Below are 13,065 nucleotides of genomic sequence, written 5' to 3' on the forward strand. Positions count from 1 at the left end.
TGACACGTTTACGAACGCTCTTTTTGGCCATTTTCGGCTGTTTTCAAAGCGTTCGTAAAAGTGTACTTTTACGAACGGTTTAACAGCAGGAGTTACTGGCGGATTTTCAAAAGTTTTGTATTGCAGAGAACCCTTGAATCTCCTACTGGAGTTTCCAAGTGCACAAAAGTCACGGCGCAAGTTATGAAGCTTTGCATCATGCACCTTAATTGAACCGACGTATGCCGAAAAATGCGAACGGTAGGGAGAGAGGATGGGAGTTAATCGCTCTCTCCTGCTCGCTACGTTTTGATGGGATGGAAAAAGGGAGGGGGAATAATATTGTGAAATAAAGTGGAGGGATAAAAATGAAAGCCGTAACTTTTCAAGGCGTGAAAGACATGAAAGTGAAAAACGTGAAATCTCCTGAAATTGAAAAAAAGGATGATATCATCGTTAAAGTCACTTCGACAGCGATTTGTGGATCCGATTTACATATCTATCAAGGAGCTTTGCCAGCAAGAAAAGATTATGTGATCGGCCATGAACCGATGGGAATCGTAGAAGAGGTTGGACCAGAGGTCACCAAGGTGAAAAAAGGCGACCGGATTGTGCTGCCGTTCAACGTCAGCTGCGGACATTGCTTCTACTGCAGCCACGATATGGAGAGCCAGTGCGACAACTTCAATGGCAACCCTCATTTTGATACGGGTGGCTACTTCGGGTTTACTGAACGGTATGGCAGCTACTCGGGTGGTCAGGCAGAGTATATGCGTGTCCCTTATGGTAATTTTATGCCATTCGTCATTCCGGAATCCTCAGAGCTCGAAGACGAATCTTTGCTGTTCTTGTCGGATGTTCTGCCAACCGCCTGGTGGAGTGTGGAGAATGCAGGAGTACAACAAGGCGATACGGTAGTTGTCCTCGGTTGTGGACCGATTGGTCTGATGACACAGAAATTTGCCTGGATGAAAGGTGCCAAACGCGTGATTGCAGTTGATGAAATTCCATATCGCATGGAATTGGCGAAAAAGATGAATAACGTAGAGGTATTTGATTTCACGCAGTATGATAATATGGGTGCCTTCATCCACGAAATTACAAGCGGCGGCGCGCGCATCGTTATTGACTGTGTAGGGATGGACGGCAAGAAATCTCCGGCTGAAGCAGTCCAGCAAAAATTGAAGCTGCAAGGTGGAACGCTTAGTGCCATCGATATTGCCAAAGATGCAGTCAGCAAATTCGGTGTGATCCAGCTGGCAGGTATTTACGGCCTTACTTATAATATGTTCCCGCTCGGCAATATGTTTGAGCGCAACGTCACCATGAAGATGGGACAGGCGCCGGTCATTTACTTGATGCCGATGCTTTATGAAAAAATCGAGAACGGCGAATTCGATCCGCGTGAAATCATTTCGCATATCATGCCGCTTGAAAAAGCAAGTGACGCTTACAAGATTTTCAATGACCACACGGACGATTGCACAAAAGTCATCTTAAAACCGTAACGCCATAAATATACTGGGATTTTATATGATCAAACGTCCCATGGCATATGGGGCGTTTGATTTTTTTGCCGAATTTATCGATCCACTTACTATTGAACTGAGTCCCAAATAGTAGATACTTTATAAAGTTGCTCCTATATAAAGTTCAGTTCACACCTGTTACGATGGGTTTATTTGTTAATAGATTCTTATTTAATTTGGACTCAACTCCATAAAAATATCCAACTTTGGAAGAAATGGAGGGCTTGAAATGCCGGAAAATAGCAACATGCAAGCGGCAGTGTTTAACCAGCACGGAGGACCGGAAGTTATTCAGTTGAGCGAGGTAAGTATTCCCGAAGTCGGACCGGACGAAGTGCTGATCAAAGTGGCAGCCACATCCTATAACCCGTTGGATTCAGCGATCAGGCAAGGAAATATCATCTCACCCGAATTTCCATTCATCCCTCACAGTGATGTTGCGGGAGTGATTGAGAAAACAGGGGAATCGTAGAATCTTTGGCGGTGGGCCAGAAGGTATTCAGCTATCTGGATATTTCAAGAGATGGTGCTGCCGCAGAATATGTCGTTTCAAAGGCAAAGAATATAGTTTCAGCTCCCACTAACATAACGTTACAGGATGCAGGATCGATTCCACTGGCAGCCCTGACAGCCTGGCAGGCCCTGTTTCAAATCGGGAAGCTGGAAAAAGGCCAAAGAGTGCTCATAACAGCAGCGGCTGGAGGTGTTGGTTCCTTTGCAGTCCAACTTGCGAAATGGAAAGGAGCCTATGTAATAGGGAGTGCTTCCGAGAACAGTTTTCAGAAACTGAAAGAACTGGGTATTGATGAAATCATTGATTATAAAAATGAACCGGTTCTTGAAGCATTGAATGAAAAAGTTGATCTGATTTTTAACGTATCGCCTGCCAAATCAGATGAAGTAAATACGTGGCTGCCTTTGCTTAATAAAGGAGGCATGCTTGTTTCCGCACTTTCTCCTGCGAGCAAGGAGCTTGCTGAACAATTAGGAGTAAATACAAAAAGAATGGCTGTTCGAAGCAATGCAGACGACTTGACGCAAATTGCCCGATTAGTGGATGAAGGGGCTGTAGTTCCTTTTATTACGGAAAGATTTCCTCTTTCTGAGGTTAGAACCGTACATGAATTGGCTGGAAAGACCCGTGGGAAAGTGTTGATCGAAGTAGATTCATCCATTTAAGCATAGGCCCATATAATAACAAATCGTACTTTGTTGAGCTGTTTTCAATTAAGCGAATTTCTTGCCGGCAATTCGACATGTCTGGCATCACTTTCAGAAATGAAGATACGGAGTTTCCGATTCACAGTGATAAAGAAAGATACGTTTTTCCGGTAACTAATAAACGGCGATTAGAAACCTACTGAAGAAGACTGTATAGAGTCATGCTTACACTTGTTTTAAAAAGCTGTACTGAATTTGTAATACAATAAAAAAAGGTTAATCCTTTCTTTAATAGATTGAATGATTGTTTTAATTCAACAACTTGTAAATGTGCCACACGAAAAGGCCCGTGGGAAAGTTTTCACTTCCCACGGGCCTTTCGGTATGATTAAGCGATAGCAGCATCATCAAGCTTCTGTGCACTTTTCTCTTGGGTATTTGGTTTGCCATTCGGTATGAAAAAAGCCCTCTTTGTCTACACGCTGGTACGTATGGGCACCAAAGTAATCCCGTTGTGCCTGGATTAAATTGGCTGGCAATGTCTCAGAGCGATAGCTGTCATAGTAAGCCAATGCGCTTGAAAAAGCGGGCGCCGGAATTCCTTGCTGAATGGCCAGCGTCAGCACTTTTCGTAGAGAATGCTGATACTCCCCTATAATTTCCTGGAAATATAGATCAATTAATAAGTTAGGCAGTTCGGGATTGCCGTCAAATGCTTCTTTGATCTTTTGCAGGAATTGCGCCCGGATGATGCATCCTCCACGGAAGATCATGGCAACATCCCCGTAAGGAATATTCCAGCCATACTCTTCAGATGCCGCACGCATTTGGGCAAAACCTTGGGCATACGAGCAAATCTTACTCATGTATAAGGCTTTGCGGATGGCTTCAATCATTTCTTGGGAGTCGCCTGCCTGTTTTTTCGGTTCAGGGCCTTGCAGAATTTTGCTTGCCGCGACCCGTTCTTCCTTGACCGAGGAAATAAACCTTGCGAAAACGGACTCTGTGACGATTGGAAGGGAAACACCTAAATCCAACGCGTTTTGGCTTGTCCATTTCCCAGTCCCTTTCTGTCCGGCCACATCCAAAATCTGATCAACAAGCGGCTTCCCGGTATCTTCATCCCGCTTGTTCAAAATATCGGCGGTAATTTCGACAAGGTAACTGTCAAGCTCCCCTTTGTTCCAATCCGAGAATATAGTGGACATTTCTAGGACAGAATGGCCAAGCGCGTGTTTCATGATGAAATAGGCTTCGGATATCAATTGCATATCCCCGTATTCGATGCCGTTATGGACCATTTTGACGTAATGGCCAGCTCCATCAGGACCCATATAGGCACTGCAAGGAGTGTCATCTACTTTTGCCGAAATTGCTTCCAGAATAGGTTTGACTTGTTCATATGCTTCTTTCGGTCCACCGGGCATGATGGAAGGACCGTTGCGGGCACCTTCTTCTCCGCCGGAAATTCCGGCGCCTAGAAAGTGCAAGCCTGCTTCTTGTAATTTTGCTGTTCGCCTATTCGTGTCTTCAAAAAACGAATTTCCTCCGTCTATTAGAATGTCCCCTGATTGAAGGTGGGGAAGGAGGGATTCAATGACCGAATCCGTCGTGTCTCCAGATTTCACCATCAACAAGATTTTGCGGGGGGTTTCCAATGAAAGGACAAACTCTTCAACACTGTATGCTCCCAAAATCTTTTTTCCTTGTGCTTCTTTTTCAGCTAATTCGTCGATTCGGTCTGTCCAATAATCATAGACAGATACAGAATAACCTTTACTCTCCATGTTCAGGGCTAAGTTTTTTCCCATTACCCCTAAACCGATGACTCCAATTTGCTGCTTCATTGTATTTTCACCTCATCGTTTTGTGAGTTGCCAGACGGCAACAGCCGATTTTCCAGCTTTTCTCTTTCTTTTTCAAATCCTTCTTTGCCAAGCAATGCAAACATATTGGTTTTATATGCCTCTACTCCTGGTTGGTCAAATGGATTGACACCGAGTAAAGTGCCGCTGATCGCGCAGGCTTTTTCGAAGAAATAAATCATTTCGCCAAAGGTGAATTCATTGAGTTCGTCTAGCTCAATGACCAGATTCGGCACACCTCCATCGACATGGGCAAGGGAAGTTCCAAGTGCCGCTTTTTTGTTCACTTCATCCATCGTTTTTCCTGCTAAGAAGTTCAACCCATCCATATTGGCTGGATCTTCTTGTATGACAAGATCGAGGGAAGGTTTCTTCACTTGCAAAACTGTTTCAAAGAATAGACGGCGCCCTTCCTGCACATACTGCCCCATTGAATGTAAATCAGTGGAGAAATTGACAGAAGCGGGGAAGAGTCCTTTTTCATCTTTCCCTTCACTTTCCCCGAAAAGTTGTTTCCACCATTCTGCTGCAGAAAGCAGGCCAGGCTCGTAGCTTACAAACAGTTCAATCGATTTTCCTTTATTATAAAAAATATTTCTTACTGCAGCATATTGGTAGCTTTCGTTTGTAGCGAGTACGGGATTGTTGTATTTGTGGTAAGCAGCTTTTGCCCCCTGCATCACTTGGTCGATATTAAGCCCGGCTACAGCCATCGGAAGTAAACCGACTGGAGTCAAAACGGAGTATCGTCCTCCGATATTATCAGGAATGACAAATGTTTCATATCCTTCTTCAACTGCAAGGTTCCGAAGCGCGCCTTTGCTCCGGTCGGTTGTGACATAAATTCGGTTTCCGGCTTCTTTTTTTCCATACTTTTTTTCCAGAAAGGTGCGGAATATCCGGAATGCTAAAGCGGGTTCAGTGGTCGTGCCTGACTTGGAGATCACATTGATTGAAATGTCTTTCCCTTCCAGTATCTGAAGCAAATGTGTGATATAAGCTGGGCTAATGTTATGTCCGGCAAAATAAACTTCCGTATTTCCTTTAACTTGGTTATGGAACGTATGCGATAAGGCTTCTATTGCTGCCTTGGAGCCTAGATAAGAGCCGCCGATGCCAATCACAATCAGCGCATCTGACTGTTGCTGAATTCTTTCGGCAGCCAGTTTCACCTGGAGAAACTCTTCTTTATCATAGTTAATCGGCCAGTCGATCCACCCCAAGTAGTCAGAACCCGGTCCTGTCTGCTGGTGAAGTTGGTTATGCGCTTGTTTGACAAATTCGCTAATATTTTCAAACTCGCTATTCGTCATAAACGATAATACATTGGTGAAATCAAATGAAACGGTCATGTAATCTCTCTCCTTTTGAATGAACTATTTTTTACCACCACTTCGATTGATCCGTCAGCAATAACTCATTTGCCATTTCTGGACCTGTTGAACCGGCTGGATAAGAATATAAAGGCAATAAATCCTCTTGGTAAGCTTCTAATAGTGGTTGAATCCACTTCCATGATAGTTCCACTTCTCTCCAATCGGCAAAGAACGTTGAATCGTCGCGCAGTGCATCATAGAGCAGAAGTTCATATGCTTCCGGCTGATTTTCTGAGCTGGTTGAGAAATCAATCCAAACAGGTTTGTATCGAGTGCTGGATGGATCTTTTAAATTTACGCGCAACGAAATGCTTTCATTTGGACTAATTTCAAGAATCATTAAATTTGGAGAGCTTCCTAACTGTGTATTTAAATCCATCACCTTGTTCTCGAATTCAATGACAATTTGTGTCGACTTCTGATTCATCCGTTTCCCTGTTCGTATATAAAAGGGGATTCCATTCCATGAGGGGTGTTCGATAGAAAGGCGAGCTGCAAAAAAAGTATCATTCGTTGAGGAATCATTAACCCCCGGCTCCTCTTTGTAGCCAATGACAGGGTTGCCCTGAACCTCTCCCGGACCATACTGGCCGCGGACAACGCTTTGGTATGCTTTTTCTTTCCGGATGGATTGGAGAGAGGCAATAATGTCTGTCTTTTTCACTCGGCCCTTATTTTCCATGAAGTTATCCGAAAGATAGACAGCTGTCATTGTGACCAACTGAAGAAGGTGGTTTTGAACCATATCCCGGATGGCTCCTGCCTTATCATAATAATCAGCCCGGTTTTCTACACCTACAGTCTCACTTGCTGTAATTTGGACATTTGAAATTTGTTTATGATTCAACAAAGATTCCAAGATCGGATTCGCCAAGATCAAGGTTCTTAGATTTTGTACCATAGGTTTCCCTAGGTAGTGATCAATTCGGTAGATCTCCTCTTCGCGGAACACGTTGCTCAAATTCTCATTTAATTTTCTGGCTGTTTTTAGGCTGTTTCCAAACGGTTTTTCAACAACGAGGCGTTTCCACCCGTTGTTTTGACTGATTCCGCTTTTACTAAGGTTGGACGTGATAATATCAATTAAGCTGGGGGTCACAGACAAATAAAACAGTCGATTTTGAGGAATACCCAACTCGTTTTCCCTGTTTTCAATAAGTTCGCGCAGTTTGTAGTAAGACTCTTTTTCTGTCGCATCAAAGCTGCAATACCGAAATTTCTCTAAAAAAGCTGGCAAAGATGAAGCGTGAATGGACCTTCTGGAATATGCGTAAAGTGCTTTTTCCACTTTAGACTGAAATATTTCATCTGAACAATAGTCTCTCCCCAAACCAACGATCGAGATGGTTTCGGGTAACTTCCCGTCCAGGTATAGATTGTACAGAGCAGGAAATAACTTGCGTTGTGCTAAATCTCCTGTTGCTCCGAACAAGACAAATGTCATGTTTTGCAGGGACCGCTCTTGTTTGATTTCAAATAAATCATTTTGAAAATTTAATCCTTCAAGCAGATTCTCGATGTGCATTTGTTAAAACCTCCTACTTTTAAAACTATGATGTCTCTGGCAAGACTGATAATCGCAACAGGTTTTAGTATAATGACTCAAAGTTTTTTATGTAAGTACGCACTTTATAAACATATACTTACAAAAAGTATACTGTTGCAGGGGAAAGAGGAGGACATTCACCAGGGATCCGGTTCTTAAAAACTTATCTGATATACAAAATATCTCTATCATGAAATATTTTTTAGAAGTTAAGGAATTTAGGATTTTTTGAGGGAGAAATAACAAAGGTTAAATCTCATTATCGAAAGTAATCTATTGCAAAAAAGTTACAATAGCTCATTCGGATAAGAAACAAGTAATTGATTTTCAAACTGGATAAGTCGTGTTGAGTGTTTAGTGAAAAGGAAAAAGTAATTGGATTATCTTAAAGCGGTCTTAATAGAACTATAAAGTTAATCAGATACATTAAGAAATAAATGCATATATATGAAATTAAACAGATTACCATTGTGATAGCCGCCGACAGTATACTTTTTGTCAGTATGTGAAATTAAAGTGCGTACTTCACAAAAATGCTTGTTGGTTTTACACTAAGTTAGAACCAAAAATACGACAATAAGGAGAATTACACATGAAATTACAATTAGCTTTAGACTTAGTAAACATTCCACAAGCAATCGAAGTGGTTAAAGAAGTAGAGGCGTTTATCGATATCGTTGAAATCGGAACTCCAGTAATCAATAAAGAAGGTCTTAAAGCTGTCGCAGAAATAAAAGCAGCTTTCCCTAACCTGGAAGTTCTTGCAGATGTGAAAATTATGGACGCTGCAGCTTATGAAGTATCAAATGCTGCTGCTGCAGGAGCAGATATTGTTACGATTCTTGCTCAGGCAGAAGACTCATCCATCAAGGGCGCAGTTGAAGAAGCGAAAAAACAAGGTAAGAAAATCCTGGTGGATATGATCGCCGTAAAAGATATCAAAACACGGGCCGCAGAGCTTGATGAACTTGGCGCGGATTATATCTGTGTCCACACAGGCTACGATCTGCAAGCGGAAGGGAAAGATTCGTTCGAAGATCTTCGTACAATCAAAAGCGTCGTAAAAAATGCCAAAACTGCTATTGCAGGCGGCATCAAACTGGAGACATTGCCGGAAGTCATTAAAGCACAACCGGATTTAATCATTGTCGGCGGTGGAATTACAAGCAAAGAGAACAAGGGCGCGGAAGCGGAAAAAATTCAAAAGATGATGAAAGAAAGTGTGACGGCGTAATATGAACACGGCGGGCTATACAGACGAAATACTGGCTGAATTGAAGCGGACCACTGCTCTCATTGATGATGAGGAAGCCGAAAAGGCAGTGGACGGCATCCTGCGTGCAAAGAAAATATTTGTGGCAGGCGGGGGCCGATCCGGCTTTATGGCTAAGGCATTTGTGATGCGTATGATGCACGTAGGCCTGGATGCGTATGTGGTTGGAGAAACGGTGACACCGAACCTGGAAGTCGATGATATTTTCATTGTCGGTTCTGGTTCCGGGGAGACCCAAAGCCTCGCAGCCATGACGAAGAAAGCCAAAAGCATCGGTGCAACCATAGTGGCTGTTACTACAAACCCTGAGTCTACAATAGGCAAACTGGCGGATATTCGAATTGAAATACCGGCACAAGCAAAAGGGGAGGGCACTAGTAGCAAATCGATTCAACCGATGGGATCATTGTTTGAACAGTCGCTTCTTGTGTTTTATGACGCGGTGATTTTGAGATTCATGGATAAAAAGGGACTCAAATCCGATGTCATGTATGGCAGACATGCGAATTTAGAATAGAACAACGAATAAGCTTGAGTTTAAGATTTTTTAAGCTCAAGCTTATTTTTAATTGTTTATCAAGCTTGAACTTTTTTGCACTAAAGTATTTTCATTGGACAACTGTATAAATGGCATGCGAAGGTGAAGGTATCATTGAAGACAATATTAGTAATGGAAGGTTGGATTACATGAAAATGTATGATGTAACAGGGGCGATCTATGAAGGCATGACCGTTTACAAGGACAAACCGGAAAAACAGCCAAAAATCAATCAGCAGACAAACGGCTATGTTACGGAAACGCGGCTGGATCTGGATGTGCACACCGGAACGCATATCGATGCGCCGCTTCATATGAATGTGGATGGAGAGACATTCGAATCGCTTTCGCTGGACAGTCTTGTAGGGCCTTGTCAAGTTCTCGATTTGACGGCAGTAAAGAACGGAATTTCAAAAACGGACTTAGAAGGATTCAAGCTTCAAAAAGGAGATTTTATTTTATTAAAAACGAAAAACTCGTTTGAGGAAAAGTTTAATTTTGATTTTGTCTATCTGGCAAAAGATGGAGCAAGCTATCTTGCTGAGTTAGGGATTCGCGGGGTTGGAATAGATGCGCTTGGAATTGAAAGAAGCCAAGAAGGGCATCCGACGCATAAAACCTTATTTGCAAATGACATCATCATCATAGAGGGCCTGAGATTGAAGGAAGTGGAGCAGGGACAATACTTTATGGTTGCCGCGGCTTTGAAATTAGTAGGTACGGAGGCTTCACCTGCGCGAGTATTGTTGTTTGAAGGATTAAGTTGAATTTTTCTGTTTCAATCATTTTTCCATGAAAGATAAAACATAATTGTAAGGAGAGAGCCTATGTATAAATTGGTCGCGATCGATCTCGATGGGACATTGCTCACAGACGATTTAATGATTTCACCAAATACAGTAACCGCTATTAAAAAAGCGGTGGAAGCGGGGACAATTGTTACGATTGCTACGGGTCGCATGTTTTCCTCTGCGAAACTCATTGCCCTGCAGTTGGGTATAAATGTACCGCTCATCACTTATCAAGGTGCATTGACCAAGGATGTTAATGAAAAAGAAGTAATATATGAGCGCACTGTTCCTCCCGATATTGCACAAAAGTTAATCGAAATTTCTCGTGAGAAAAAATTACATCTACAAATATACCAAGATGATATTCTCTACAGTGCCGTAGAAAATGACAAGCTGATTGCTTATTCTGAAGCAGTTAAAGTGCCCTATAGGATAGAGCCCAATCTCATCAAGCTTGCCCAAAAAGGCGTGACAAAACTACTTTTTATCGAAGAACCAATCGTCCTCGATTACTTACAAAATGAATTGCAAACCTTATTCGGCAAGTATGCTCACATCGCAAAATCAAAAAAACACTACCTTGAAATCACCCATCCCGAGGCAAACAAAGGTAGTGCCCTATTATGCTTAGCGAAAAAACTTGGTATAGACCGTTCAGAAATAATCGGTATTGGTGACAACTATAATGACATCGAACTTATTGAGACAGCCGGTCTCGGTATAGCAATGGGAAATGCCGTAAAGGAAGTGAAAGCTATGGCTGATTATACGACCTTTACGAACAATGAAGAAGGAGTGCTTCACGTATTAGAAAAGTTTATTTTAGAGCCAGTGAATACTTCCAATTATATAGAAGAAAAAAATTCTGATTCGCTTCCGACGGCCTGATCAATTGAAGACCGTTTACTTGGAATCACTTGGATAGGACAGGCCGATTTCTTGGCGGACTTTATCCATTACGCACATGGTGGTATAGGAGTTTTCAAACGAATTAACAAGTGACTCCGTTTTCTTCTGGCTGATTAAATCGATAAACTCTTTCACTTCATAATACATAGCGGGCTGAGGTTGTTCTACTGTCACTGATTCAACAGTGCCATCGTTGTAATGAATGTCCACTTTTTCGGCTGAATGTATTTTATCAATCACCATAATTCCTTTTTCCCCTTGGATTTCGCTTGGTAAAGTGGAATTTGTGATTTTTGAATAAATGATAACCGCATCTTTGTCATCATATTTCAAAAGGACACTTCCTTCGCCATCTATACCGGAATCCAGGATAAGACCTGTGGCCTTTATTTCTTTTGGCTCGCCGAACAGTAAAATGAGCGGGTATAAACAGTAGGTGCCCAGATCCATCAATGAACCGTTCGCAAAATTTGGATTAAATGCATTTAATACTGTTCCTTTTTTGTATGCATCATAACGCGATGAGTACTGGCAATAGCTAGCAAAGTATCTGCGGATAGGGCCGATTTTATGCAAATTATCTTGAATGGCCTTAAAGTTAGGCAGTAACGTAGATTTCATCGCTTCCATAAGCAGCACTTGATTATCTTTTGCTTCTTGAATCATTTTCTTCACTTCTGCTGCATTGGCAGCCATCGGTTTTTCACATAATACATGTTTGGAGTTTTTTAAAAACAAGATAGCTTGGTCAGCATGGAATGAGTTAGGCGTGGCAATATAAACCGCATCGATTTCATCGCTGGCTGCCATTTCTTCCAAGTCGGTAAAAATGTTGGTTATCCCATATAGACTGGCAAATTCCTCAGCTCTTTCCATCGTCCGGGAATAAACGGCCGCTAATTTGAAATTCTCGACTCCTTCTGCCGCTTCAAGCAATCTTTCTGTTATCCAGTTTGTACCTACTATGCCGATTCGTATCATGTTTATCCTCTTTTCTTTTTTTATTGCGTTGCACTACACAATTGCAGCGACTTTGTTCAAATGCAGAAAAATTTACTAGCTATACTATTTCTAGTATAATTAGTAACTTACTTTAATTATAGTACTGACTTTTTTATCACATAGTATCAAAAGTATACGATGGAATTTTGACAAGAAAGGAAAGAAAACAGATGCCTAATTTAGAAGAGAAAGTTTTTAATTGTGAAAAGGAACTAACACTTTCTATCATTGGAGGAAAGTGGAAAATGCTGGTGCTGTGGCATTTAGGAAAAGAAGGAACGAAACGCTTTGGCGAATTAAAGAGTCTCATGCCGGGGATTACCCAGCGCATGCTTGTTAATCAGCTACGTGAACTTGAAGACCATTTGATTGTCCACCGCGAAGTTTATCCAGTGGTCCCGCCAAAAGTGGAATATTCTCTTACCGAACAGGGGAAAAGTCTTATTCCCATACTTGACTCGATGTATGAATGGGGAAAAGAATATATTGATCATAACCTGGATAAGAAAACAGAAATCAACTAAGTTAGTTGGTATATAAAAATAGCTGAATAAAATAAAGCGGATTTCATTAAAATTAAAATGAAATCCGTTTTTTTAAAATGGAGTTTCTTATATAACAATTTTTATTTATACTCCAGTAAATATTGGGCTGGCGTGTCGAATCAATGGAAGTTTTCAAGGTAGAACTTTAGAAAATACCATGGATGCGATGCAATACTGTACTCAGTACAGGAAACCGGTTTATTTAGATATGCCACTTAGAATTAATCCAGCACTGATTTCCAGGCAGACGGAACCTTACTGATATTTGGATTTGTGATTTTGTACCGGAAAATTTATAAAGAGATTTTCTCTTCAAAATCAGTTTACATATCATGAGGTTATCAGAAGCTATTCAAATACAGAGGAGAGTAAAGATGCATTGACCATTTTGTCTTTAAAAGTGTAATTTTACGAATGGTTGTGCTTAATTCTCTAAGTATATCTTAAGAAAGAGAAAGGAATTAAGATTTTAAGATACCAAGAGAGTTATGAGAAGCAAATGAAATATGAGTTTGAATATTGGTTGAAAAAACTAAACAAAAAAGACATTC

12 protein-coding genes are annotated in these 13,065 nt (G+C 41.4%); 8 read left to right on the forward strand and 4 right to left on the reverse strand.

Going from position 1 to position 13,065, the window contains the following annotated elements; all coding sequences use genetic code 11:
- Positions 1–347: 347 nt before the first annotated feature.
- The 3 genes from AC2Q9J_RS17370 to AC2Q9J_RS17380 all read left to right on the forward strand — a co-directional run bounded on the left by AC2Q9J_RS17370 (position 348) and on the right by AC2Q9J_RS17380 (position 2,687).
- A complete protein-coding gene (locus AC2Q9J_RS17370) occupies positions 348–1,487 on the forward strand; it encodes a zinc-dependent alcohol dehydrogenase (RefSeq protein WP_499041899.1) in 1,140 nt (379 codons plus the stop codon).
- Positions 1,488–1,737: 250 nt separating this feature from the next.
- On the forward strand, positions 1,738–1,980 hold the full coding sequence (locus AC2Q9J_RS17375; RefSeq protein ID WP_499041901.1) for an alcohol dehydrogenase catalytic domain-containing protein: 243 nt from the start codon (positions 1,738–1,740) through the stop codon (positions 1,978–1,980).
- 11 nt (positions 1,981–1,991) lie between these two features.
- Positions 1,992–2,687, forward strand: coding sequence for an NADP-dependent oxidoreductase (locus AC2Q9J_RS17380; protein ID WP_499041920.1), 696 nt, complete (start codon positions 1,992–1,994; stop codon positions 2,685–2,687).
- A gap of 389 nt (positions 2,688–3,076) precedes the next feature.
- Here the strand turns inward: AC2Q9J_RS17380 and gnd are convergent, their stop codons facing one another.
- The 3 genes from gnd to zwf are packed head-to-tail and all read right to left on the reverse strand — an operon-like array spanning position 3,077 to position 7,435.
- Positions 3,077–4,516 carry an NADP-dependent phosphogluconate dehydrogenase gene (gene gnd / locus AC2Q9J_RS17385; RefSeq protein WP_499041903.1) on the reverse strand — a complete coding sequence of 480 codons (1,440 nt, stop codon included), beginning with the start codon at positions 4,514–4,516 and terminating at the stop codon, positions 3,077–3,079.
- Positions 4,513–5,886, reverse strand: coding sequence for a glucose-6-phosphate isomerase (locus AC2Q9J_RS17390; protein ID WP_499041905.1), 1,374 nt, complete (start codon positions 5,884–5,886; stop codon positions 4,513–4,515). The genes gnd and AC2Q9J_RS17390 overlap by 4 nt, the downstream gene beginning before the upstream one ends.
- A gap of 31 nt (positions 5,887–5,917) precedes the next feature.
- The gene (gene zwf / locus AC2Q9J_RS17395; RefSeq protein WP_499041907.1) at positions 5,918–7,435 is read right to left on the reverse strand and encodes a glucose-6-phosphate dehydrogenase; all 1,518 of its coding nucleotides are present in this window, start codon (positions 7,433–7,435) and stop codon (positions 5,918–5,920) included.
- Between the two features lie 613 nt (positions 7,436–8,048).
- On the opposite strand from zwf, the gene hxlA reads away from it, so the two are divergent.
- From hxlA to AC2Q9J_RS17415, 4 genes are all read left to right on the forward strand, one after another.
- Positions 8,049–8,690: a 3-hexulose-6-phosphate synthase gene (gene hxlA, locus AC2Q9J_RS17400; RefSeq protein ID WP_101190293.1), complete on the forward strand. Its 642-nt coding sequence runs from the start codon at positions 8,049–8,051 to the stop codon at positions 8,688–8,690.
- Position 8,691: 1 nt separating this feature from the next.
- Entirely contained in the window at positions 8,692–9,246 is a 555-nt protein-coding gene (hxlB, locus tag AC2Q9J_RS17405) for a 6-phospho-3-hexuloisomerase (RefSeq protein WP_499041910.1), read from the forward strand.
- 170 nt (positions 9,247–9,416) lie between these two features.
- Positions 9,417–10,034, forward strand: coding sequence for a cyclase family protein (locus AC2Q9J_RS17410; protein WP_499041912.1), 618 nt, complete (start codon positions 9,417–9,419; stop codon positions 10,032–10,034).
- Between the two features lie 60 nt (positions 10,035–10,094).
- On the forward strand, positions 10,095–10,946 hold the full coding sequence (locus AC2Q9J_RS17415; protein WP_499041914.1) for a Cof-type HAD-IIB family hydrolase: 852 nt from the start codon (positions 10,095–10,097) through the stop codon (positions 10,944–10,946).
- Positions 10,947–10,961: 15 nt separating this feature from the next.
- Here AC2Q9J_RS17415 and AC2Q9J_RS17420 read toward each other — a convergent pair whose 3' ends face one another.
- Complete coding sequence (locus AC2Q9J_RS17420) at positions 10,962–11,948, reverse strand: Gfo/Idh/MocA family protein (protein ID WP_499041916.1); 987 nt, start codon at positions 11,946–11,948, stop codon at positions 10,962–10,964.
- Positions 11,949–12,139: 191 nt separating this feature from the next.
- Between AC2Q9J_RS17420 and hxlR the strand changes: the two genes are divergently transcribed.
- The gene (hxlR, locus tag AC2Q9J_RS17425) at positions 12,140–12,493 is read left to right on the forward strand and encodes a transcriptional activator HxlR (RefSeq protein WP_499041918.1); all 354 of its coding nucleotides are present in this window, start codon (positions 12,140–12,142) and stop codon (positions 12,491–12,493) included.
- The last annotated feature ends 572 nt before the right edge of the window (positions 12,494–13,065 follow it).

This window comes from Planococcus sp. RAB007_Raresut (assembly GCF_057369535.1).

Coding starts and splice junctions, on each gene's coding strand:
- AC2Q9J_RS17370 (WP_499041899.1), top strand. CDS start 348: ATGAAAGCCGTAACTTTTCAAGGCGTGAAAGACATGAAAGTGAAAAAC.
- zwf (WP_499041907.1), bottom strand. CDS start 7,435: ATGCACATCGAGAATCTGCTTGAAGGATTAAATTTTCAAAATGATTTA.
- hxlA (WP_101190293.1), top strand. CDS start 8,049: ATGAAATTACAATTAGCTTTAGACTTAGTAAACATTCCACAAGCAATC.
- gnd (WP_499041903.1), bottom strand. CDS start 4,516: ATGAAGCAGCAAATTGGAGTCATCGGTTTAGGGGTAATGGGAAAAAAC.
- AC2Q9J_RS17390 (WP_499041905.1), bottom strand. CDS start 5,886: ATGACCGTTTCATTTGATTTCACCAATGTATTATCGTTTATGACGAAT.
- AC2Q9J_RS17410 (WP_499041912.1), top strand. CDS start 9,417: ATGAAAATGTATGATGTAACAGGGGCGATCTATGAAGGCATGACCGTT.
- hxlB (WP_499041910.1), top strand. CDS start 8,692: ATGAACACGGCGGGCTATACAGACGAAATACTGGCTGAATTGAAGCGG.
- AC2Q9J_RS17420 (WP_499041916.1), bottom strand. CDS start 11,948: ATGATACGAATCGGCATAGTAGGTACAAACTGGATAACAGAAAGATTG.
- hxlR (WP_499041918.1), top strand. CDS start 12,140: ATGCCTAATTTAGAAGAGAAAGTTTTTAATTGTGAAAAGGAACTAACA.
- AC2Q9J_RS17375 (WP_499041901.1), top strand. CDS start 1,738: ATGCCGGAAAATAGCAACATGCAAGCGGCAGTGTTTAACCAGCACGGA.
- AC2Q9J_RS17415 (WP_499041914.1), top strand. CDS start 10,095: ATGTATAAATTGGTCGCGATCGATCTCGATGGGACATTGCTCACAGAC.